The organism is Pseudoalteromonas sp. T1lg10, assembly GCF_002964545.1.
Lineage (GTDB): Bacteria > Pseudomonadota > Gammaproteobacteria > Enterobacterales > Alteromonadaceae > Pseudoalteromonas.
The window spans coordinates 88,265-108,398 of record NZ_PQBV01000051.1 but is presented as its reverse complement, the minus strand read 5'-3'; the positions used below and the strand labels follow the sequence as shown (position 1 = coordinate 108,398).

Annotated in this window: 17 protein-coding genes and 1 pseudogene; 7 read left to right on the top strand and 11 right to left on the bottom strand. The window is 50.0% G+C overall.

Features of this window, described 5'->3' with window-relative positions; translation table 11 throughout:
* Positions 1-69: 69 nt before the first annotated feature.
* The 5 genes from C2M17_RS13755 to C2M17_RS13735 all read right to left on the bottom strand — a co-directional run bounded on the left by C2M17_RS13755 (position 70) and on the right by C2M17_RS13735 (position 7,401).
* The gene (locus C2M17_RS13755; protein WP_105201299.1) at positions 70-2,112 is read right to left on the bottom strand and encodes a S9 family peptidase; all 2,043 of its coding nucleotides are present in this window, start codon (positions 2,110-2,112) and stop codon (positions 70-72) included.
* 196 nt (positions 2,113-2,308) lie between these two features.
* A complete protein-coding gene (locus C2M17_RS13750; RefSeq protein WP_105201298.1) occupies positions 2,309-4,375 on the bottom strand; it encodes a TonB-dependent receptor in 2,067 nt (688 codons plus the stop codon).
* A gap of 136 nt (positions 4,376-4,511) precedes the next feature.
* The gene (locus C2M17_RS13745) at positions 4,512-4,967 is read right to left on the bottom strand and encodes an NfeD family protein (protein WP_105201297.1); all 456 of its coding nucleotides are present in this window, start codon (positions 4,965-4,967) and stop codon (positions 4,512-4,514) included.
* A 16-nt stretch (positions 4,968-4,983) separates the two neighbouring features.
* On the bottom strand, positions 4,984-5,940 hold the full coding sequence (locus C2M17_RS13740) for an SPFH domain-containing protein (protein ID WP_105201296.1): 957 nt from the start codon (positions 5,938-5,940) through the stop codon (positions 4,984-4,986).
* 201 nt (positions 5,941-6,141) lie between these two features.
* Entirely contained in the window at positions 6,142-7,401 is a 1,260-nt protein-coding gene (locus C2M17_RS13735) for a glycerophosphodiester phosphodiesterase family protein (RefSeq protein ID WP_105201295.1), read from the bottom strand.
* Between the two features lie 218 nt (positions 7,402-7,619).
* Between C2M17_RS13735 and C2M17_RS13730 the strand changes: the two genes are divergently transcribed.
* On the top strand, positions 7,620-8,606 hold the full coding sequence (locus tag C2M17_RS13730) for an LLM class flavin-dependent oxidoreductase (protein WP_233998002.1): 987 nt from the start codon (positions 7,620-7,622) through the stop codon (positions 8,604-8,606).
* A gap of 90 nt (positions 8,607-8,696) precedes the next feature.
* On the opposite strand, the gene C2M17_RS13725 is transcribed toward C2M17_RS13730, so the two are convergent.
* Both C2M17_RS13725 and C2M17_RS13720 read right to left on the bottom strand, forming a co-directional pair.
* A complete protein-coding gene (locus C2M17_RS13725; RefSeq protein WP_105201294.1) occupies positions 8,697-8,894 on the bottom strand; it encodes a helix-turn-helix transcriptional regulator in 198 nt (65 codons plus the stop codon).
* Complete coding sequence (locus C2M17_RS13720; protein WP_105201293.1) at positions 8,891-9,304, bottom strand: hypothetical protein; 414 nt, start codon at positions 9,302-9,304, stop codon at positions 8,891-8,893. Before C2M17_RS13720 ends, C2M17_RS13725 begins: the two co-directional genes overlap by 4 nt.
* A 498-nt stretch (positions 9,305-9,802) precedes the next feature.
* Here C2M17_RS13720 and C2M17_RS15950 point away from each other — a divergent pair, with 498 nt between their 5' ends.
* Together C2M17_RS15950 and C2M17_RS13715 are read left to right on the top strand one after the other, a co-directional pair.
* On the top strand, positions 9,803-10,129 hold the full coding sequence (locus C2M17_RS15950) for a hypothetical protein (protein WP_199776033.1): 327 nt from the start codon (positions 9,803-9,805) through the stop codon (positions 10,127-10,129).
* Positions 10,130-10,167: 38 nt separating this feature from the next.
* Positions 10,168-11,109 carry a DUF3644 domain-containing protein gene (locus tag C2M17_RS13715; protein WP_199776032.1) on the top strand — a complete coding sequence of 314 codons (942 nt, stop codon included), beginning with the start codon at positions 10,168-10,170 and terminating at the stop codon, positions 11,107-11,109.
* A gap of 86 nt (positions 11,110-11,195) precedes the next feature.
* Here C2M17_RS13715 and C2M17_RS13710 read toward each other — a convergent pair whose 3' ends face one another.
* The 3 genes from C2M17_RS13710 to C2M17_RS13700 form a co-directional block, all read right to left on the bottom strand.
* Complete coding sequence (locus tag C2M17_RS13710) at positions 11,196-11,825, bottom strand: glutathione S-transferase family protein (protein WP_105201292.1); 630 nt, start codon at positions 11,823-11,825, stop codon at positions 11,196-11,198.
* 23 nt (positions 11,826-11,848) lie between these two features.
* Positions 11,849-12,883, bottom strand: a complete 1,035-nt coding sequence (locus C2M17_RS13705; protein ID WP_105201291.1) for an NADP-dependent oxidoreductase — start codon at positions 12,881-12,883, stop codon at positions 11,849-11,851.
* 100 nt (positions 12,884-12,983) lie between these two features.
* Positions 12,984-13,568 carry a TetR/AcrR family transcriptional regulator gene (locus tag C2M17_RS13700; RefSeq protein WP_105201290.1) on the bottom strand — a complete coding sequence of 195 codons (585 nt, stop codon included), beginning with the start codon at positions 13,566-13,568 and terminating at the stop codon, positions 12,984-12,986.
* A 177-nt stretch (positions 13,569-13,745) separates the two neighbouring features.
* On the opposite strand from C2M17_RS13700, the gene C2M17_RS13695 reads away from it, so the two are divergent.
* The 4 genes and pseudogenes from C2M17_RS13695 to C2M17_RS13680 all read left to right on the top strand — a co-directional run bounded on the left by C2M17_RS13695 (position 13,746) and on the right by C2M17_RS13680 (position 17,761).
* Positions 13,746-15,812 (top strand): bifunctional 2',3'-cyclic-nucleotide 2'-phosphodiesterase/3'-nucleotidase, encoded by a 2,067-nt coding sequence (locus C2M17_RS13695; protein WP_105201289.1) that lies wholly within the window; start codon positions 13,746-13,748, stop codon positions 15,810-15,812.
* Between the two features lie 165 nt (positions 15,813-15,977).
* A pseudogene (locus tag C2M17_RS13690) lies at positions 15,978-16,079 on the top strand (IS3 family transposase); the annotation flags it as partial.
* A gap of 126 nt (positions 16,080-16,205) precedes the next feature.
* Positions 16,206-16,658, top strand: coding sequence for a hypothetical protein (locus tag C2M17_RS13685; RefSeq protein ID WP_158684032.1), 453 nt, complete (start codon positions 16,206-16,208; stop codon positions 16,656-16,658).
* 461 nt (positions 16,659-17,119) lie between these two features.
* Entirely contained in the window at positions 17,120-17,761 is a 642-nt protein-coding gene (locus tag C2M17_RS13680; protein WP_158684031.1) for a hypothetical protein, read from the top strand.
* Between the two features lie 317 nt (positions 17,762-18,078).
* Here C2M17_RS13680 and C2M17_RS13675 read toward each other — a convergent pair whose 3' ends face one another.
* Positions 18,079-20,031 carry a fused MFS/spermidine synthase gene (locus C2M17_RS13675; RefSeq protein WP_158684030.1) on the bottom strand — a complete coding sequence of 651 codons (1,953 nt, stop codon included), beginning with the start codon at positions 20,029-20,031 and terminating at the stop codon, positions 18,079-18,081.
* Between the last annotated feature and the right edge of the window lie 103 nt (positions 20,032-20,134).

Here is a 20,134-nt window from a genome sequence, read left to right as displayed (position 1 = left end):
GCCGATAATGTTAAAAAAAAGCGTGGTCACTTTGGTGAGCCACGCTTTTTTGTTTATGCCAATGTCAGATTATTCGGCGTCTTTCTCGCCATGCTTTTCGAACCACCACAGGATATAGGCAACCTTGGCCATCAGGTTAGACGGCCGCGCGGTGATGCCGTGGGAGGCATCGGGAATACGTACCATGGCGGTGTCCACCCCTTGCAGCTTAAGGGCCTGATAAAACTGCTCGGTTTCCGAAATCGGCGTGCGGTAGTCGGCTTCGCCGGTAAGCAGCATGGTCGGGGTTTTTACCTTACCCACATAGCTGATGGGTGAACGCTCCATATAATGCTGCATATGATCCCAAGGTTTTCCCGGGAACCAATAATCGGTAAAGAAGGGATAGAAGTCAGCGGTGAGTACAAAGCTAAACCAGTTGATCACCGGCTTGGCAACCACGGCCGCGGCGAAGCGATCGGTATGGCCCACGGTCCAGGCCGTTAACACCCCACCGCCGGAGCCGCCGGTGACGAAGAGTTTATCTGTGTCGATAAAGCCTTTGTCTATCAGGGCATCCACTCCTGTCATCAGGTCGTCGAAATCATTGCTGGGGTAGTTGTGGTGTATGGTTTGCGCAAATTGCTTCCCGTAGGAGTCGCTGCCGCGCGGGTTCATATACAGCACCACATTGCCTTTGGCGGCAAAGAGCTGGGCTTCGGCGCTAAAATGCGGACCATAGTTGGCCACCGGGCCGCCGTGGATCTCCAAAATAAGCGGGTAGCGCTTTTCGGCATCAAATTCCGGCGGGTAGACCACCCAGCCCTGAATGCCCAGACCATCGTGCTTGGATTTTACCCACAGCTCTTCTACTTTACCCAGGGTTTTAGCGCCCAAGGCATCCTCGTTTAAATGTGTCAGGCGGCGGGTATTGCCGCGCTTATTAACGGCCACATCCGCAGGGCGTTGGGTGTCGGCCAGGGTAAAGGCCACATCACCGCTGGCGCTTACGTCAAAGTCGCCGCCGGAGTAGGGGCGACCAAAGGAGACACTGCCGATTTGCTCTGTGATCACCTTACGTTTGCCGCGCAATGGCTGATAGGCCAGGGTGGTTTGGCCCTGATCGTCATAGCTAAAGTATAGGCCGCGACCATTGTCCGCCCATTGGATCTGCTCTACCGAGCGGTCCAGATCGGCAGTGAGGCTTTGGGTATCGGCGTTGCTTAAATCGCGAATATAGAGCTGGGCGTTTTCGTAGTTGGTGCCCTTATCGTCGTAACCCACGTAGGCAAGATAGCGACCGCTGGGAGACACACTGGGGCTTCTATCCGGGCCATTACGGTCGGTTATTGCGTTGATCTCTTTGCTCTTTAAATCAAGGCTGTAGATTTCCGTGTTAATGGGTTTCAGGTCGTGTTCGTGGTGGCGGTTGGCGGAAAAATACAAGGTGTTGCCATCCTCGCTAAAGCTGAGGGCACCCCCGTGGTCAAAATCCCCCGAGCTTAACTGAGAGGCATTACCACCGTCGGCGGGAATGCTAAACAGGTGGTTGTAGCCCGCCTTGCTGTAACCGGCGCCGTCGGCGCGGTAGTACACATCATCTATAAACACAGCCGGGTCCGCCCACTTGGCGCCCTCGGGTTTCCCCGGCAAGTTGACCGGATTTTTGGCTGTGGCGGGCACGAACATGCTGAACACCAGGGACTTACCATCCGGCGTCCAGGTCGGTTGCGATGGACTTTGGGTGAGGTTGCTGATTTTGCTTAGCGCACCCGTGCTTAACCATTTCACATAGAGCTGCGGGCTGCCGTCGCGGGTCGAGATAAAGGCCAGGCGATCCCCGCTCGGTGAAAGCACCGGAGCAAAGTCCTGATGCACGCCGCTGGTCACGGGCTGAAGCTGCTTAGAACCGCTATCAACCTGCCAAATATTGCTGAACTTGCGGTCGGTTTTTATATCCATGCGGTTACGCACAAAGTAGACAGTCTCGCCGTCATCGCTGATGTCTATTTGATTGGCGTATTCGAGGTTAAATACGTCCTCAAGTTTGAGGGTGTGCGCGTCATTGGCAAACGCGCTCGGAGCCAGTGTCAGGGCAAGGCCTAGGGCAGAGGCCAGATGGGTGAGCTTCATAATCGAACCTTAATGAAAGACTAGTCTATTACTTGTAGAGCGGCAGAGGTGGATTTGCAACTTAATACGTTGAACTTTATAGGCTTTAATGAAAAGTATTGGCAATAACAGAGCCTGGCGGCGAGGTTCAATTCCGGGCTCAGCCGCCAGATTTACAGAGCTTGGTATATTTAAGAGCAAAGGACAGGGTGCGTTATCACCACTGGTAGCTCAGGGTAAACAGCGCCGTTCTGGGTCTGCCCGGAAAATACCGGTCGCCACTGAAAGTGGTGTAGTCGGCGCGCTGTGCATAGGCAACATCGGTCAGGTTCTCTATGCGGGCTATGGCTTGCCAGCCTTTAGCAAGCTGCCAGCTGGCCCGCAGGCTAAGCAGATCATGGCCGTCATAGCTGTGTTGATTTTCGGCATCGGTAAAGTAGTCGCTCAGATGGTGCCACTGCAGCGACACTAACAGGTCATCGCTTGGCCGCCAATTGAGGCGGCTATCGGCGATAAGGCGTGGCGCCGTATCAATAATATTACCGCGAATATCCACCTCGCCCAGCGGTTGATTATGACGATAGGTGTGCAGGGCATTGGCCACGGCCAATTGCAGGCTCCAGGCATGGTTAAAGCGGTAATCGAGCTCAAGCTCAATGCCCCTATGCTTGGTTTTGCCCTGACTGACGTTAAAGAAATCACTGTTGCGATAAATCACATTATCCTTGTACATCAGATAACCGGACAGGGTAAATTGCCAGTGCCCGTAATCCCCCTTTACACCCAGCTCCAGACTGTCCAAGGTTTCACTTTCGAGCTCGGCAAGGTCTTGCTGACGCTGGAGCTGATAGAGCTCGGCGGTATGAGGGGCACGATAACCCTTGGCCAGGTTGGCATAGGTGAGTAGCTCGGCGTTAAAGCGATAGCTCAGTGCCAGCTTGGGCGAGAGATCATCAAAATAGCTGATGTCACTGCTGGGGCGAGAATATCGGCAACCACCCATGGCGCACGGCGTGCCGTCGTCCTTGGTGCGGCCATCTAACATGCGGTTGCGGTAATCGTAGCGGAGCCATTCATAGCGAGCACCCAGGTTGGCCTGCCAGCCGTTGTGGCGATATTGTAAGGCCATAAAGGGGGCATAGCCGGTGGCATAGACGTCGTAATCGTACTGTTTCCCTTGGGGTATGGTGGCTTGTAAAAACGCCGAGCCATCAGTTGGACTTTCCTGGAACTGCCACATCTTGCCCTGAGTGTATTCGGCATCGAGCCCCCCCTGCAGGCGCCAGCGCTCATTGATCTGGTGCTGCATCAGGGTTTGCACGCCGACACCGTGCTGGGCATTGTGCTCAAGAGGCTTGCCGGGCAAGAAATGCTTGCGAAAGGTCATGCGCTGATCGCGGGCATAGGGAGTGATAGCTATCTGTGTTTGCTCACTGTATTGCCACTTTAACTTAGACCATAAACGCATGGCCCTATTGTCGCGAAAGGCCTCGGGGTTGAGGTTTTGTTTTGCCAACTCCTCGTCTTTATAGCTTTCAAAACCTTCGATATACCCCGCAGTTTGTTGTCTCAGGTTGGTGTAGCTAAAGCCGTTTTGCAGCGTCAGGCTATCGCCATCATAGCGGTGGCGCAGGTTAAACTTTTCCTGATCCACGCTTTCGTCATCGCGATAGCCCGAGTCGCGAGTGACGCTGGCGTTAAAGCCGACGCCTTGCGTTCCATAATCCTGGCCGGCACGCAGTTTTGCCCGCTTATAGCCGTAGGAGCCCAAATCAACGGCGCCGTAACCGCCACCTAGGGTTGGGTCCTGGGTGATCACATTAATCACCCCATGCACGGCATTGCTGCCATACAAAACTGAGCCTGGGCCTTTAAGTACTTCAATACGTTGCGCCATTTCGCTATGGGCTTCGAACAGTTCGTTGACGTTACAAAAGCCGGGCGCGCGCAGCGCTATGCCGTCCTCCAGAGTTAAAATGGCGGCACAAGCACCGGCGCCGGTATACACGGGTGAGCGCAGAGCCGGCAAGTATTCCTGGCCATTGCCATGTTGCAAGTTGGCACCGGCCACTCCCTGTAAGGCTTTTTCTATATGACTGGCGGCAATGAGTGCCAGTTCTTGCTCACTCACAGCACTGATTGCCAAAGTGGTGGCATCGTCATTGATATCGAGGCGCGAGGCGGTGGTGATTATGTGTTCGATGGACGACAGCGAAGGTTCTTCGCTGGCATACAAACAGAGAGGGCTGGCAAATAAGCAGGGAATAAGCGCGCGTTTTAACATAGTTTGGTAAACGGTTTTTCTTGCATGTTACTGAGTTACTTGAGGTAGTTTCAAGCGGATGCGGTCAAGCGGGCATAAAAAAGCGCCTGCCGGTATGCCGACAAGCGCTTTCAATTTGGGGGAGTTTAGCTGGGGCCTACTCGCAGGCGGCTACCCACATCACACCCACTTCTTTTTTTACCACCTTAACCAGGGTGCCAGCGCTAAGCGGCTGCTCACTCTTCAGTTTCCAACTAATGCCGGAATAGGCGTAATGAACCAGACCCTGATCGTTTACGTCTTCCGTCAGAGTAAAGGTCAGCTCGGCAAAGTCAGAGTGCACTTGGGCGTTGTCACGTTGCTCCTGCATGCGCTTGAGCGGTTTCCACAGCAAGGCAGCCAAGGCGAGAGTGATCAGGGTGTTGCTCCACAATGCCATGGTTAATGAGCTCTCCAATAAGGAAAAGTTCATCATTATCCCTGTAGCCAACAGCGACAGACCCAATAACAACAGGATTATGGTCGACATACCCAGTACCGCGACCTCTACGATAAGGGCGAGCACGCCCAAAATCATCAGGGCTTCGGCAAGGTTGTTGGTGATCAGCTCCATGGCTTACTCCTCAAAGTTAACTGATTTTTTGTTTGTTATTCAGGGAGTTGATAATAGACATCCCTTGCGCCACCAATGAGCTAGCATCTGTGCCGCTCTCCGGGAGTAATACCACGGAAGACTCGCGGGCGATGGCTTCTTTGGCGGCAATGGCCTTGGTGGCAAGATCAAGCTGAATGGCTTTTTGACCTTGCTCGGTATCGGCAGCAGCACCAACTTTAAGCAGAGCATCCGCCTGGGCTTCGGCCACGGCGATAATGGCCTGGGCTTCACCCTCGGCTCTTAGAATTTGCTCGGCCTTCTCCGCTTCTGCGGCCAGTACCTGTGACTGCTTCTTACCTTCGGCCACGTTGATAGCGGCTTGACGGTCACCTTCAGACTCAAGGATTTGCGCACGTTTTACACGCTCGGCCTTCATCTGGGCTTCCATCGCTTCCATTACCGAGTTAGGCGGCACTATGTCTTTAATTTCATAGCGTAGTACCTGAATACCCCAAGGCTCGGAAGCCTGGTTAATTGCCGCGACGATATTGGTATTAAGCAAATCACGCTCTTCAAAGGTTTTATCCAGCTCCATTTTACCCAGCTCTGAACGCATGGTGGTTTGCGCCAATTGGGTTACTGCAAATACATAGTCATCAACACCATAGGTTGCCTTGTATGGATCTAGCACGCGGAAGTACAACACGCCGTCAACAATCAACGAGATATTGTCTTTGGTGATTGCCGACTGCGACGGTACGTCCTGAGCCTGTTCTTTTAGGCTGCGATCAGCGGCGATACGGTCGATAAAAGGCACGATAAAGTTAAGACCGGCTTCTTTGGTGGATTGATATTTACCAAAACGTTCAATCAGCCAGGCGCGGTTTTGTGGAACGAACTTCACGCTGCTTTTTAGTAGCACAATCACGAAGATCAGTAGAAATGCCTCAACCGTGAATAGCATGTTGAGGATCTGCGAAACGGGGTCCATATTACTCTCCTTAGAAAAGACCGAAATTAGGGCGCTTGCTTGTTATTGCTTAATAATACGCCGTATCTAGCCTACCACCGCGTCCCTATTTGCGCCATAAAAATATGAACTTTACGTGAATAATGAAAGGCTTAAGTCAGTTCTATAGCTGGCGCTGAAGTTGCTTTGTACGGTCTTTGCAAGAGGTGTGTTGGTGTGTACTTACTTTTGTTTTATTTCTTTCTTATCCGGCGCCAGTAAACAATTAGCGTAATAGGTGGTGGTCGCCGGCCAGTCACTAAAGACGGCTATCACGCCTACCTCTTGTGCCAGCACATCCAATACTTGCATCAGCACGCCGTCATGCTTGACCGCCTCAGTAATTGACTGATAGTACCAACCGCCGCCATTTTCCAATGGGCCGGAGCGCTCCAGCGACCAGGCAATGATCTTTAACCCTGCAGCCTTGGCGGCCTTGGCATAGGCCGAGGGCACTATCTTCTTGTCTTTGTCTAAATCAAGCAGCATCCAGATTGGTGGGGCAATCACTTCTATGCCCTGATCCGCTAAGGCTTTCATGCTGGGTGACCAGGTGCGTGGGCTGCGGTGATCGAATAATAGGTCACTATCACGGTCATCCAAGTACACAGTTTGTGCGGCAAACTCAGGGTGGCTGTCAATCCAATACTGTACATCATCGCGGTTAAAAGACTGCGGCCACACTAGGCTTGGGGGCACCTGAGCCTGACGATATTCTTCGATCATCTTGGTGGCGTAATCCGTTTGCGACATGCCTTTAAATGGCATTTTAACCTCGGGAGCCTTGAGTTCAGGCGTCATTTGCACACCGAGCTCTTTAAACAGCGCAATACTCTGTGCATGGGTCATCAGCGTACCTTGGTGTGCATAGAGGTCGGTGCGCCAGTCGGCGGTGCCACGCAGATAGTCTGCCACTGTTTTAGCATTCTCGTTGGCGCCATCCATTTTCCCCTTTAAGGTTTTAAATTCCGCCAGGGTGATATCACTGGTACAGCATTTGGCGCTTGCCGGTTTGCCATGTGCGGCCGGTGTAAATGGTTCGGAGCACTTGGCTGCCAGCTCGGTTTGCAAAATATTGGTGGTGGTATGCAGATCGCATTGAGAATGCCGACACACCAGCTCCTTGTCAGCGGTAAAGGTGACATCACACTCGAGCACGCCAGCGCCCATGCGCGCTGCAGCCAGGTAGCTCTCGCGGGTATGCTCGGGAAATTGCAGCGGGGCGCCGCGATGGCCGATGGAAAAAGAATGGGCCTTAACTTCCTTGTCACCACAGGCGAGCAAGGTGTCTTTCAGGGCGCTTGGCGTCATGGCATCAATAAGCGCATAGGGCCGTGGGCCTAGCTGCACCTGCGTATGGGCACTTGTTATTGTCGCTGTACTTTCCGCGGCGTAGGCTTGGGGTAGTGATGCGAGAAAAATGATGGTGAGGGCAAAGCGCATAGGCAGGTCTTATCTTAAATAGTCCCGAGCATATTCTTAAGCATAGTGCTCAAGCGTGTTAATTTTATGACATTTTTATCTTAGCTTAAGCATAAATAGGTTTTGAGTAAGGCCAATTGATGCCGTTTAGGCCACAAAGATGTGTTTTTAGTTGTCTCTATCCGAGCGAATAAAACTGCTACTCTAGCGCCCTGACAATTTTTAACCTTGGTGAGTGTATGATGGCAAAATTACCTCCTTTAAGTGTGCTTGACCTGGCACCCGTGGTGCAGGGGAGCTCAACGCGGGATGCATTAATGCGCGCAAAAGAGTTGGCACAGCATGTTGAGCGCCTGGGCTATCAGCGTTTTTGGATGGCTGAGCATCATAATATGCCCGATATCGCCAGCGCCGCTACTTCCACCCTGCTGGCCTATATCGGTGCGCATACCGATAAGATACGTATTGGCTCAGGCGGTGTAATGCTGCCAAACCATGCGCCCATGGTGGTGGCGGAGCAGTTTGGTACCCTGGCGACCTTATTCCCGGATCGCGTTGATCTCGGCATAGGTCGCGCTCCGGGTAGCGATGGCGCTACCACTCATGCGCTACGTCGCGATCCGAGCGCGGCGGAAGACTTAGAACCGCAAGTCGATGAACTGGCTTATTTCCTCGCCGATGCCAAGCCCGGACAAAGGGTACGTGCCTATCCCGGAGCCGGTACTCAGGTGCCGCTATGGTTATTAGGCTCGAGCACTTACAGCGCCATGTTGGCGGCGAAAAAGGGGCTGCCCTTTGCATTCGCCTCACATTTTGCCCCCGATTTTATGATGCGTGCTATTGAGTTGTACCGCCAGCAGTTTCAGCCCAGCCAGCAACTGGCCGAGCCTTACGTTATGGTGGCGGTGAATGTGATAGCCGCCGATAGCAACGAAGAAGCCGAATTCCTGGCCACCACAGGACAGCAAAAGTTTGTCAGCATGCTGCGAGGGAAGGAGGGGCTAATTCCACCGCCAACCGAGAATATGGATATGATTTGGACCGCAGCGGAGCGCCAGCAGGTCACTCATATGTTGCGCGAGTCCATCGTTGGTAATCGGGACAAGGTACAAGCCGGGTTACGTGGGTTGCAGGCGCGCACCGGCGCCGATGAGATCATGGTTAATGCCATTATTCATGATCAACAGGCTCGATTGCGCTCCTACGAATTAATCGCCAAGGGCTAATGCCAATCATTTTAGGTCGGCCTTTGCCGCTAAGGTTGTAGGTCGGCCTTCAGGCCGCCAATAATGCTAGAAGTATCTTTGCCGGACTTCTTAGTGGTTCTCGTCCTCAAAAATTTCCTCAATGGCGAGGTTAAACAGCCTCGCGCATTTAAAGGCCAGGGGGAGGCTTGGGTCAAACTTGCCTTTTTCTATGGCGTTTACCGTTTGCCGCGAGACTCCCAGGGCGTTTGCTAAATCGGCTTGAGTCCAATCGCGCTCGGCACGCAGTACCTTTAAGCGATTTTTCATCTGTATCTCCACATGCCGATAATTATGGCGGCTATGTAGGCCAGGGCCATAATAACTATGAGTACGGCAATATTGGCCTCTTGCTGGATCACCCCAAAATTCGATAAATAGCTGTAACTGCTGCCCGCCACTATGCCAGTGCCGGCGGTGATCGCCGCTGCCTCAATCTGTACCTTTTGTTGCAGTTCGTCGAGGGCCTTAATGTGCTTGATATAAGCACGGATCATTTGCATTCCCAGCAAGAGGTTAATTGCGATCGCAATAAGCGACAGGCTGATGTTATTTGTCCATAACAATTGATGGCCCAGAGTCGCCAGCGCTGCCGAGCCAACCCAGGCTCCCGTCCATAGCGCCAGCTGCTTGGTGGTGTTGATCACCGCGGGTCTCGAATCAAGTTGCTCACAGGTCATAAGTCTAACTCCTTTGTCTAAAAGTTATGTTTACTTTACATTTAAGTTAGGCTTGGATTGTTTTTATGTCAAGGGTGTTTTACATAAAGGGGTCGTGGGAGCCGCGTTGGCGGCAGGCAACCAAGGGGGAATTAGCGCCAATTACCCCTTGGAACCCCCAGGCGCCCCGACATTGCATTGTTTCCTCAACCCGCTACGAGAAATGAAGGTAACCACCCTGCACAGGCCGTCCGTGGCCTGAGCAGGCTTTCGCCAGCGTCGTGCTGGCGATTACTCTTCTCGTATCGTGTTTCGGATGCAATGTAAGGGGGGGAGGAACGCAACATTGGCCGCCCTCTCTAGATTGCTAGGGGCTGGAAGTAATGATGGAGATATAGTCTAAGCTGGCTAATGCAGTAGCGATTTGTTATCAATAGGAGTAACGAGTAGGGAAATTTATGAGCAAACTAATGTGAAGTTTTGCTTCTTATTAACCGTCAGATTACAAAGGGAATTGCCATGAAAGTTACTAAAGCATTGTCGTCACTTTATCAGTTTTTGAGGAGTCATGAGGCGGAAAACAAAGAGTTTGTAAAGGAAGACATACTGGCAGCTACAGGTTGGAAGCCTGCTACTTTCTCCACTTACTGGAACAAGGGACAGCTTGCTGATTTTATAAGTGAAGTTAGTGAAGGGTTCTATGAGGCTTCAAATTGCCTAGATATTACAGAGATTGAATTTGCCAAATTACTTTCGCAAAGCAAGCACAGACGCGGCCTGGGCCACAACTGTAAATCTAAGCTATCAAAAGCACTTTTGAGTAAGTCTAGAGATAATTGCTCCTAGCGTTGGAACTTTACAATCGACCTTCATTAGAAAACCGAATGGATGCTTTCGTCATGTGCTTTTGTACTGCATGGGAGCAGTTTCTTAAAGCGATTCTAATTGAAAGAGATGGTGAAGAATGTATATTTCGCAAAACCAGCAAAAGAGGTCTTAAGGAAACTGTCTCCCTTAGAGAATGCCTGGATAAGGTGTATCCAGAAAAGTCAAATGTCCGGAAAAACATTGAACAGATAGCCTATCTCAGAGATCAAGCCGTCCATTTACTAATGCCAGAAATTCAGGGGATAATGTCTAGGGTTTTTCAATCCGGCGTACTTAACTATACGTCAAAGTTCGAAGAGTTTACTGAGGTTTCATTCCTGAATAGTAGTCATGCAGGGATGATTTCGTTAGTGGGAGAGTTTAAATCCCCCCCGGCAGCCATTATGAAGTCTACTTACGGGGATATCGCGAGTGAAATTATAGAGCTAGCTTCATCTGTACAACAGGATGTAGAAGCTAGTGACGATATAGAATTCGCAATTCCTCTGAATGTTAAATTAGTTTTCGCCACAGATGCTGAGGATGGTAGCACTATAGCTATAGCTAGAGCAGATGAAGGCATTGAGGGGTTAAAAAAAGCACTGGTAATTGAAAAGCCAGTAGACAGGGCTAAATCTCACCCACTTTTACAAAAAGACGCAATCAATGAGATTAATGTGAGACTACAAGGTCGTTATGATGAAACGAAGCTTAAAAAGCATTTATCTGGGACTTGTAGAAAAACGGGGATGCCGGCTATTAACAGAAACTGTTTTGACGCGATCCTCTTCAAAAATAAGTGGAAGCAAAGCAATAACCGCTATCACTATAAAAACCAATACCCTGAGATACGCTACTATTCAAATGATCTAATTGAAGAGTTTATAAAAAAGGTGATGGAGAATGAAAGCTATCTTAAGGTTGCTAAGGACTCGTACAATAAGCGTAAGGTAAACTAGTTGTGCCTTTAGAGAGTCGACTGATCACCTTCGGCTTTTATGGGGTGGAGTAAACCACCCCTTGGGTGTCGTTGCACTAATCTGCGCTAACTTACCGAGGTATCCAGCTCGGCCTCAACCGCATCGGCCTTATGAAAGGCGGGGTGTGTGGCCAGTTGCTCGCTATAGCGTTGAAGGTTGGTGTATTGCTCTATTAGGCCAAACTTGTGCAGTATCTCAACGATAAAGGACATCATGATATCGGCGCCGGTCAATCGCTCTTCCACCAGGTAGGTTTTGCCTGCCAGGCTGGCGTCAAAGTAACTCATTACCTTATGAGTTTCGATATCGGCATAGCCGTCGAGAAAATTCATCTTGGCGCCGTCTTTATTGACAAACATCTTAAGCAACAGGGGTAAAATCGCCGAGCTTTCGGCGAAATGCAGCCACTGCTGGTATTGGGTGTACGCCACAGTGCCGCGCTCGGGTGCCAGCTGTTGGGCGCCATATTTGTCAATCAGGTAATCGGTGATGGCACCGGATTCGGTGATCACCTGGTTATCATCTTCAAGCACCGGGGATTTGCCCAGCGGATGGATGCTTTTTAGCTCCGGTGGGGCCAAAAATGTCACGCTATCGCGCTGATAGGGCACAACCTGATACGCCAGTTCAAGCTCTTCGAGCAACCAGATAATGCGTTTAGAGCGAGACTGGTTAAGGTGATGTAGTTTAATCATATTTTCTTCCTTATTGCGCAATATTAAAGAGGATCGTTAACTTTAATGACCAGCTTGCCGAAGTTTTTCCCTTCAAGTAAGCCCATAAAAGCCTCGGGTGCATTGTCCAGCCCGGTCACGATCTGCTCCTTATACTGGATGTGGCCTTGCGCCAGCCATTGGCTCATATCATTCGCAAATTCATCGTAGCGATGGCCGTAGTCATCAAAGATAATAAAGCCCTGCATCTTGATGCGTTTGATCAGCAGTTGCCCCATCAATAATGACAGGCGATCCTGGCCTTGTGGCAGCTCGGTGGCATTGTATTGAGAGACCAAACCGCACAGTGGCACGCGGGCGCCGGTGTTCAGTAGCGGCATTACCGCATCGAATACCTTGCCGCCAACGTTTTCGAAGTAGATATCGATGCCCTGGTCGCAGGTTGCTGCTAGTTGCTCGGCAAAATCGTCGGCATAGTGATCGAGACACTTATCAAAACCCAATACCTCTTCGGCATAACGGCATTTTTCCGCGCCGCCGGCAACGCCGATCACACGACAACCCTTAAGCTTGCCGATTTGCCCTACGGTGGCGCCCACCGGGCCGGTTGCTGCGGCCACGACTAAGGTGTCACCGGCTTTCGGTTGACCTATATCCAACAGCCCCATATAAGCGGTAAAACCGGGCATGCCCATAACGCCTAAGGCGTAAGAAGGGTGAGTGGGGTTTTTACCCAATTTGATCAGATCCTTGCCATCGGAGATGCCATAGTCCTGCCAGCCGGTGTAGGCCAGCACCCATTCACCCGGTTCAAAGTCGCTGTTGTTTGATTGCTCAACCTGACAGACGGTACCGCCGACCATAACGTCATTGATGGCCACCGGCTCGGCGTACGATTTGGCATCGCTCATGCGCCCGCGCATATAAGGGTCGAGCGATAAATACACGCTGCGCAGCAGGATTTCGCCTTCTCGCGGCTCGGGTTTAGCGCTGGTTTCTAAGCGAAAGTTAGCCGCCGTCGGGGCGCCATGAGGGCGTGATGCCAATACGATGCGGCGGTTTTGGGTTGAAGCTGACATAGGTATTCTCCTAAATGTAATTTTTGATTAGACCGGTCGTCTAGTATTCGTTGCAAAAAAACCGCCAAACACATGGCGGTGTAATTTCATCGCCGGGCGTTTAGCCCTGCAATAACTGTTTGGTGTTCTCCAGGCACTGTTTTAGCCCGGCTTGGTCCTGATATAGCTTGTTCAACAAGCTGGCACCAATCCATAGAAAATAGATTTGCTGCGCACTTTGCTTGGCATCAATGGCCTTAATTGAGCCGTCGACCACGCCGCGTTCAATGCATTTGGCTATGGTATCGACAATTCTATCGGCACCGTTTTTCAAGGCGACACGCATGGGCTCGGACAGATCCGATACTTCCGCACCTAGTTTAACGATCAGGCATTTATTGGCATTGCAACTGCCCTTATCCTGAGCCAGCCACAGCTCAAAATACTGGATCAGTGCCTGATAGCCGCTGAGCGCCGGGTTCTCAAGCAGCCCGGTGATGGCTTCAAGGTATTGGCTAAAATAATCCTGGATCAGCGCCTCGCCAAAATGCTCCTTCGACTTAAAGTAGTGATAGAAAGAGCCCTTGGGCACATTGGCGGTTTTTAACAGCTCTGAAAGGCCCACGGACGTGAAGCCCTTGCTGACGATTAGCTCGTAGCCGACCTTTAAAATATGCTGGCGTGTGTCATTGGTTTTTGCGTTCATGACGTGCATCTTAAACTCGATTAGACCAGTCGTCTAGTAATTTTGTTGAAGCGCGTATTTAAAAAGGTGTGGAGCGGCGTCTCGATTACATTTTGATACTACTTTTTCATCATAAATTCATAAAACCTTTTTAGGGTGACGGGGCAATCTTCATTTTCAAAAAACTATGGAACAAGTATGAAAACCCCATTCAATAACAAGCACTTATTAAAGTCTACTTTGGCATTAGCCGTTGCTCTAAGCCTCAGCGGTTGCAGCTCAAGTAACGACAATGACGATGACCAAGACATTGGCGTGAGCCCCTCAGCCACGGTGAGTTTGCGGGTCATGGAAACCACAGACATTCACATGTATTTGTCGAACTATGACTATTTTGCCCAAGCGCCATCGGAAACCCTGGGGCTGGTTAATACCGCCACCTTGATCAAGGAAGCCCGCGCCGAGGTGCCGAACAGTGTCTTGGTGGATAACGGCGACCTAATTCAAAACAGCCCGCTGGGCGACTATGAAGCCCTGGTGCGCAAGGACGATATTCTCAATGGCGCGACTCACGTGGCCTATAAGGCCATGAACCTATTGGACTATGACGTGGCTAACCTGGGCAATCACGAATTTAACTTTGGCCTGGAGTTTTTAGATGCCACCTTGGTGGGAGCCGATTTTCCTTATGTAAATGCCAATGTGTACGTGGATGACGGTGATAATGATGAGAGTAACGATCAAAACCGCTACACGCCTTATTATATTCAAGACAAAATCGTCTTCGACAGCGATGGCAACGAGCAAACCGTTAAAATCGGCTACCTGGGGCTGACACCGCCGCAAATTATGCAGTGGGACAACGCCCATTTGCAGGATAAGGTGATCGCCAAGGATATCGTCGCCACCGCCGAGAAGTTTGTGCCGCAAATGAAAGAGGAAGGCGCCGATATTGTTATTGCCATTCCTCACTCCGGGTTAACCGCCAGCGCCTATGAAAGCATGGCCGAAAACACCGCCCTCTACCTTTCTCAGGTAGAGGGGATAGACGCCATCTTATTTGGTCATAACCACCGTGTTTTCCCCGGCGATGCCGCCTATGATGGCTTTGAAGAAGCGGGCATAGATAATGTCAATGGCACTCTCAATGGCGTGCCCGCGGTGATGCCGGGCTTTTTCGGTAATCATCTGGGTATTATCGACCTGGAGCTGGAGCCCACAGAAAACGGTGGCTGGCAGGTTGCAAGTTCGGCGGTGAGCAACCGCGCCATCAGCACCAAGGATGCAGAAGGCAACTTTGTCGACCTAGCCGAGGCCGATGGGGAAATTGCCGCGGCCATCGAGCTTGAACATAAGGCCACCATCGACTGGGTGAGTGAGCCGTTTGCGAAGATATCTGCACCCATCTTTAGTTTCTTCGCCCTGGTACAGGACGACCCGTCCATTCAAATCGTTGCGGATGCGCAAATCGCCTGGGGTAGGGCCTTTATTCAGGGCACCGAATTAGATGGTTTGCCGGTACTTTCGGCGGCAGCGCCGTTTCGTGCCGGGCGCAATGGCGTGGAGGATTACACCCATGTAAAGGCGGGCGAGATTGCAATGCTCGATACCGTCAGCCTGTACGTCTTCCCCAACACCATTCGCATGGTGAAGGTATCAGGCGGTGACGTAAAGGAATGGCTAGAGCGCTCCGCTGGTCAGTTTAACCAAATCGACATGAGCACCAGTGCCGAGCAAAACCTGCTCGATACCAGCTACCCTACCTTTAACTTCGATATCATCGATGGCGTCACCTTTGAAATCGACGTGACTCAGCCTAAGCGTTATGACAACGAAGGCGTGCTTATTAACCCAGAGAGCTCGCGCATCGTTAACCTGCAGTATCAAGGCCAGGCTATCGATCCTGAGGCGGAGTTTTTGGTTGTGACCAATAACTATCGCGCCAGTGGTGGCGGCAACTTCCCGGCCATAGATGGCAGCAGCCGTGAAACCTTTGAAGGCCCGGATGAAAACCGCGGTGTGCTGCGTAGCTATATTATCAGCGAAGCGGCTAAATCGCCAGAGACGGGGTTAGATCCTTCAGCGGACAACAACTGGCGCTTTGCCAAGGTCAGCACCGACACGCCACTGAATGTGGTGTTTAGAACCTCGCCTTTAGATGATGTGGCCGCCATCGCCGAAACTCTGCCGGCCGTCACACCGACCTCACCGCTTAAACTCGATGAAAACGGCTTTGCCCTCTATCGCATCGACTTACAGCAATAAGCTTCCAAAAGGTTTTAACCTGCACTCAGGGCCAGCCATGATCGACTGGCCCTGATTATTTAGGATAAGGTATTCCTTACTCACCCATAAATTTCATGGCTTGTAGTGTCATACTGTAACAGCTGCTCCACACGGATATATTTAGATGGGTGTCCAGGTTGTTTTCGCAGCGATGTATTTGATTATGTAGAGATGTTTTATAACGACAAACGAAAACATGGTTCCAATAATTTGCTATCACCAGTAGAGTATGAAAACCGTTCCTAAGAACGGCTGGAGTGTGCCTCGATTAGCGGTGGCGATTCACCCTATACTCCTTTTTGTAGTTGGTTTTGGGATGACTTGCCTTGAAAATTATATTCAGTCTGAGGCTGTAAAATATGAGTGATAGATTTGAAAACTGAAAGTAAAGTCTGTTTATATATCGCAATTATTATTTCGATTATTTTAGCTGTCGAGAACTTTTATGTATTCTCTCCCCCTGTTTATGGTGAGGTGATTTATAAAAGAGAAATTGAAAACAACAGGCTCATTCAAAATGAGAGGGTAGTAAAGCTTCGTACTGAATCCAGCTCTAGCGACAAGTACAGTGTTGGCATTCTTATATTCGAAAATATGGAATATGGTGATTTTTATTTTGTTAACAAGGGAGCGATAACAAGGAAGGTTGAGTTTGCCAGTGAAAAGAAGTTTGTTGGGCTCATTTCTGTACTTCTTTTTTTCTTGGTGCCCATCTATTGCTTTTTTGTATTGAGGCGTAATTCTTCTGAAACCAAAGATGAAGAGACTGCATCTGGGTTACCGCTAGTGTATTTGTTCATCATATGTCATTTGGTTTATTTATAGGGCGGTACGAAATAAACAATATACCCATTCTAAGACGTTGTGGCTGTTTATGGTGTACTGCAAGCAAGTTGAGATTTAACGGGACAGGCTTCTCAAAAAGAGAAAAATATTATGGTGGGTGTCCTATTTAGTTTTCTAGAACAAGAAGGTGACTTATCTGAGGTGCCATATAAAAAAGACGAAGCCAAGCATTACCACTAGAAGAATACGCACAGAAATTTGATAATCGAAATGATGGGATAGAAGCGGCTTATGCATCAGGGGGATATAGTTTGAAAGAGGTGGGGGATTATTTTCGATTACACTATTACTCGTGTGAGTAAGATAGTAGCAAAAAGCAAGACCTGACCCCTATTTTGTGCTAGTTACTACTCAAGCATTTGATATGAGTTGTAGCACTGTAAAAGGATATAAGCCATTGTATCCAATACTAAACACTCTACTGGGAGGTGGGTGATAGAGTGAAGATAAAAAAAATATATGCCCTACAAGAAAAAAATATAGCGTTGGCTTTCGACTGTTATTTTGATGGTGAACGGTGGGTAAATGCCCAACGCTATTTCACCAATGTGTTGAGGCCATTAATTTTATCAGCATCTGAAGTAATTTTTTCTGGATATAGCGAAAGCTGGTGTTCTAATATAAAACGGGTAAAAATTCCAGTTTTGAAGGATATAATTGATATGTCTATCATGAAAGATGAAGGCGGCTATTACATATTAAATCGAGATTCCAATCTGGTAAATTGTATAGAATATTGGCAGTGCCCTTTCATCTCAAAAAGGCACTTGATAAAAAAATTGGGCCAAAAATTATATCCGGCACAACCAATTTTCAAGATAGACCCAGAGGATATTGATTGGAATAAACTTTTATTGTTATGTGAAGGTGTTTCCACAGTATATGAGTTAACAAAGGAGCTGGAAATCAGTGTGCTCAATGAAGACCAGCGATGCATTTATGTGTTTTATAGAGAGTTTGGTTCACTAGAATTCATGGGGTCGAGGGCTGTTTTAGAATCAATTCTGAACACTGTGGAACACTTAGCTAATTCCCGAGATGGATTCAAGGATTTGATCCCAATGGGATGGATTATCGAATGAAAAATTAATATAAAAACCCACCTTAATTGATTTTGACCCTTTAATAAGCTGAACTTATATTTTGAACGTAACCAATGGGGTCTAGTCTTGCATTGTGCATTTCTTTGAAGGCTAACTATATTCAGAAAACCTTAATCACTTTTAGTGCCAAATCTATAAGTAGGCCACTGCGTTTAGAGTTTTCAGGTGCCTTATATCATGTATTCTTCTGAGGAAGCGAACGCAAAGAAATTTTCAAAGATGAAGGCGATTTTGCCCTGTTCGTGCAGAGCAAAGGCTCTTTGCGAGCGCCTTTGCTCATGCCAGCTCAACTTCTACTACTCACCCATAAACTTCATAGCCTGCAGCAGGTTGCTGTAGTCGTCGCGCCATACAAAGGGGGCTGTACTGCTGGGCCAGGGTGATTCGCTGGCTCGGTAGAGCTCGAGTTGGGCTTTGTCTCGGCTTAACAGCACCCAGCGTACATCATGACCATGGCTTTGTTCGGCCTTGGCCTCGCCATAGAGGATGGTTAAATCGAATTGCTGGGCTAGTCCGCGCATCAGGGGGGTTAAGTCCAAATGGGTATTGGAGATATGCACCGCCAGAATGCCGTCTTCTTTAAGCTGGGTTAAGTATAAGGCCATGGCTTCTTGTGTGAGCAAATGCATGGGGATGGCGTCGCCGCTAAAGGCATCGAGCACCAGGGCATCAAACACCTGTTCCTGCCCCTGCGCTTGTTGTGCGCTTAACGTGATGCGGCCATCTCCTAGCACATAATCTAACTTGGCTTGGGAGTTATCAAGGTAGCTAAATTGCGCCTGGGCCGTGGCCAGCACATTGGGGTTAAGCTCATAGAAGGTATAGGTATCTTTGCTTTTACCGTAGGCCGCCAAGGTGCCGGCACCCAGGCCAATAAAGCCTACATGGGAGCCATTCGGTAGGTCTTGCAGTAACTGCCCAACCAGGGTTTGGTGGCGGTAATAGCTTTGTGGCTCGCCTTTGCCTTCACCTTTAAGTACTTCCACGCCATGGGTGGTGGTGCCGTCGATCAAGCGGCGCTCGGTGCGCCCTTCAATGTTTACTTCGGTAACGGTTAGTAGGCCATAGAAGTTACGCAGGCGCTCAATGTCGTTACTTTTAAACTGGCCATCGAGCCAAAAGAACAAGAGTCCCGCCAGAGCCACCGTGCCCAGTGCGCTGCCACCTAGCAGGGGAGCTCTGCGTATGCCTTTATCACTGACAACTCCCCAGGCAAACAATACCAAGGCGGCGCCTATGGCCAAGGGGTATTCGTAATACAGGGTGAATACCTGCGGTGCGACAAAAGTGATAAGCGCCGTGCCCAGCGCGCCACCTAGGGCCATCACCAGATAAAACTGGGTCAGGTATTCGGTGCTGGGTTTGGCATGCACCAGTTCGCCATGACAGATCATACAGGCGGCAAACAGCACCAAGGAATAGAGAATAACCTGGCTGACAATATCGAACTGGCTGCCGATAAAGAACAAGAAGCAGGAGATAAAGGCACAGACCCCCAGCGCCGCCAGCCAGAAAATACGATGATAGGCTTTGGGCGAGTGGAAGCACAGTACAAAGGTCAGCAGATACAGTGCCAGCGGCAACAACCATAAGAAGGGCACAGGCGCCACGTTTTGGGTCATGGCATTGGTGCTCGCTGTGAGCACCATTACGCCGCAGCCGCTAAGCAGCAACCACAACAGCCATTTACCGTGAACACCGCCACGAAAGGCGCTCTGCTCTGTGCTGCCTAGGCGTTTGGCCTGGTTATAAAAGCGCGCCATATAGGCATAGAAGGTGGCGGCAAAGGCCACAAATAAACCGCTCCACAACCAGGATTGATTGCCGAGGCCGAGCCAGGGCTCCACCGCGAATGGATACGAGAGCAGGGCCAAAAAGGAGCCGATATTGGAATAGCTATACAGCTTGTAGGCATGCTCATTATCCACCTTGGCCTGCCAGCTTTGCATCAAGGGCGCCGTGGCAGCCAGGGCAAAATAAGGCAAACCCACGGCCATCGCCAACTGGGCTAACACGCCCAAGGCGGGGGCGTCGCTGGGGGCGCCGAGCGCTTGCGTGCCTATGGGCAGGGCAATGGCTCCGGCTAGTAAAACGGCACCATGGACGAAAAACTGCTTTTTCAGCGCCAAGCGGCTCGAGATAAGGTGCGCATAACCATAGCTTGCGAGCAAAAATGTTTGGAAAAACAACAAGCACGCCGTCCAAACCTGAGTGCCGCCGCCAAAGCTGGGGAGTAACATTTTGGCCATGATAGGCTGGACTTGGAAAAGTAAAAATGCGCTTAAAAATACAAGAATAATCGCAAGCATGGCGATAGCCGCCTCAATAGGGTGGAAAACGCGGCAAATGTAG

Coding starts and splice junctions, on each gene's coding strand:
- C2M17_RS13725 (WP_105201294.1), bottom strand. CDS start 8,894: ATGAAAAATCGCTTAAAGGTACTGCGTGCCGAGCGCGATTGGACTCAA.
- C2M17_RS13755 (WP_105201299.1), bottom strand. CDS start 2,112: ATGAAGCTCACCCATCTGGCCTCTGCCCTAGGCCTTGCCCTGACACTG.
- C2M17_RS15950 (WP_199776033.1), top strand. CDS start 9,803: ATGAAAGTTACTAAAGCATTGTCGTCACTTTATCAGTTTTTGAGGAGT.
- C2M17_RS13730 (WP_233998002.1), top strand. CDS start 7,620: ATGATGGCAAAATTACCTCCTTTAAGTGTGCTTGACCTGGCACCCGTG.
- C2M17_RS13675 (WP_158684030.1), bottom strand. CDS start 20,031: ATGGCCAAAATGTTACTCCCCAGCTTTGGCGGCGGCACTCAGGTTTGG.
- C2M17_RS13740 (WP_105201296.1), bottom strand. CDS start 5,940: ATGGACCCCGTTTCGCAGATCCTCAACATGCTATTCACGGTTGAGGCA.
- C2M17_RS13715 (WP_199776032.1), top strand. CDS start 10,168: ATGGATGCTTTCGTCATGTGCTTTTGTACTGCATGGGAGCAGTTTCTT.
- C2M17_RS13705 (WP_105201291.1), bottom strand. CDS start 12,883: ATGTCAGCTTCAACCCAAAACCGCCGCATCGTATTGGCATCACGCCCT.
- C2M17_RS13700 (WP_105201290.1), bottom strand. CDS start 13,568: ATGAACGCAAAAACCAATGACACACGCCAGCATATTTTAAAGGTCGGC.
- C2M17_RS13720 (WP_105201293.1), bottom strand. CDS start 9,304: ATGACCTGTGAGCAACTTGATTCGAGACCCGCGGTGATCAACACCACC.
- C2M17_RS13750 (WP_105201298.1), bottom strand. CDS start 4,375: ATGTTAAAACGCGCGCTTATTCCCTGCTTATTTGCCAGCCCTCTCTGT.
- C2M17_RS13735 (WP_105201295.1), bottom strand. CDS start 7,401: ATGCGCTTTGCCCTCACCATCATTTTTCTCGCATCACTACCCCAAGCC.
- C2M17_RS13745 (WP_105201297.1), bottom strand. CDS start 4,967: ATGGAGCTGATCACCAACAACCTTGCCGAAGCCCTGATGATTTTGGGC.
- C2M17_RS13695 (WP_105201289.1), top strand. CDS start 13,746: ATGAAAACCCCATTCAATAACAAGCACTTATTAAAGTCTACTTTGGCA.
- C2M17_RS13710 (WP_105201292.1), bottom strand. CDS start 11,825: ATGATTAAACTACATCACCTTAACCAGTCTCGCTCTAAACGCATTATC.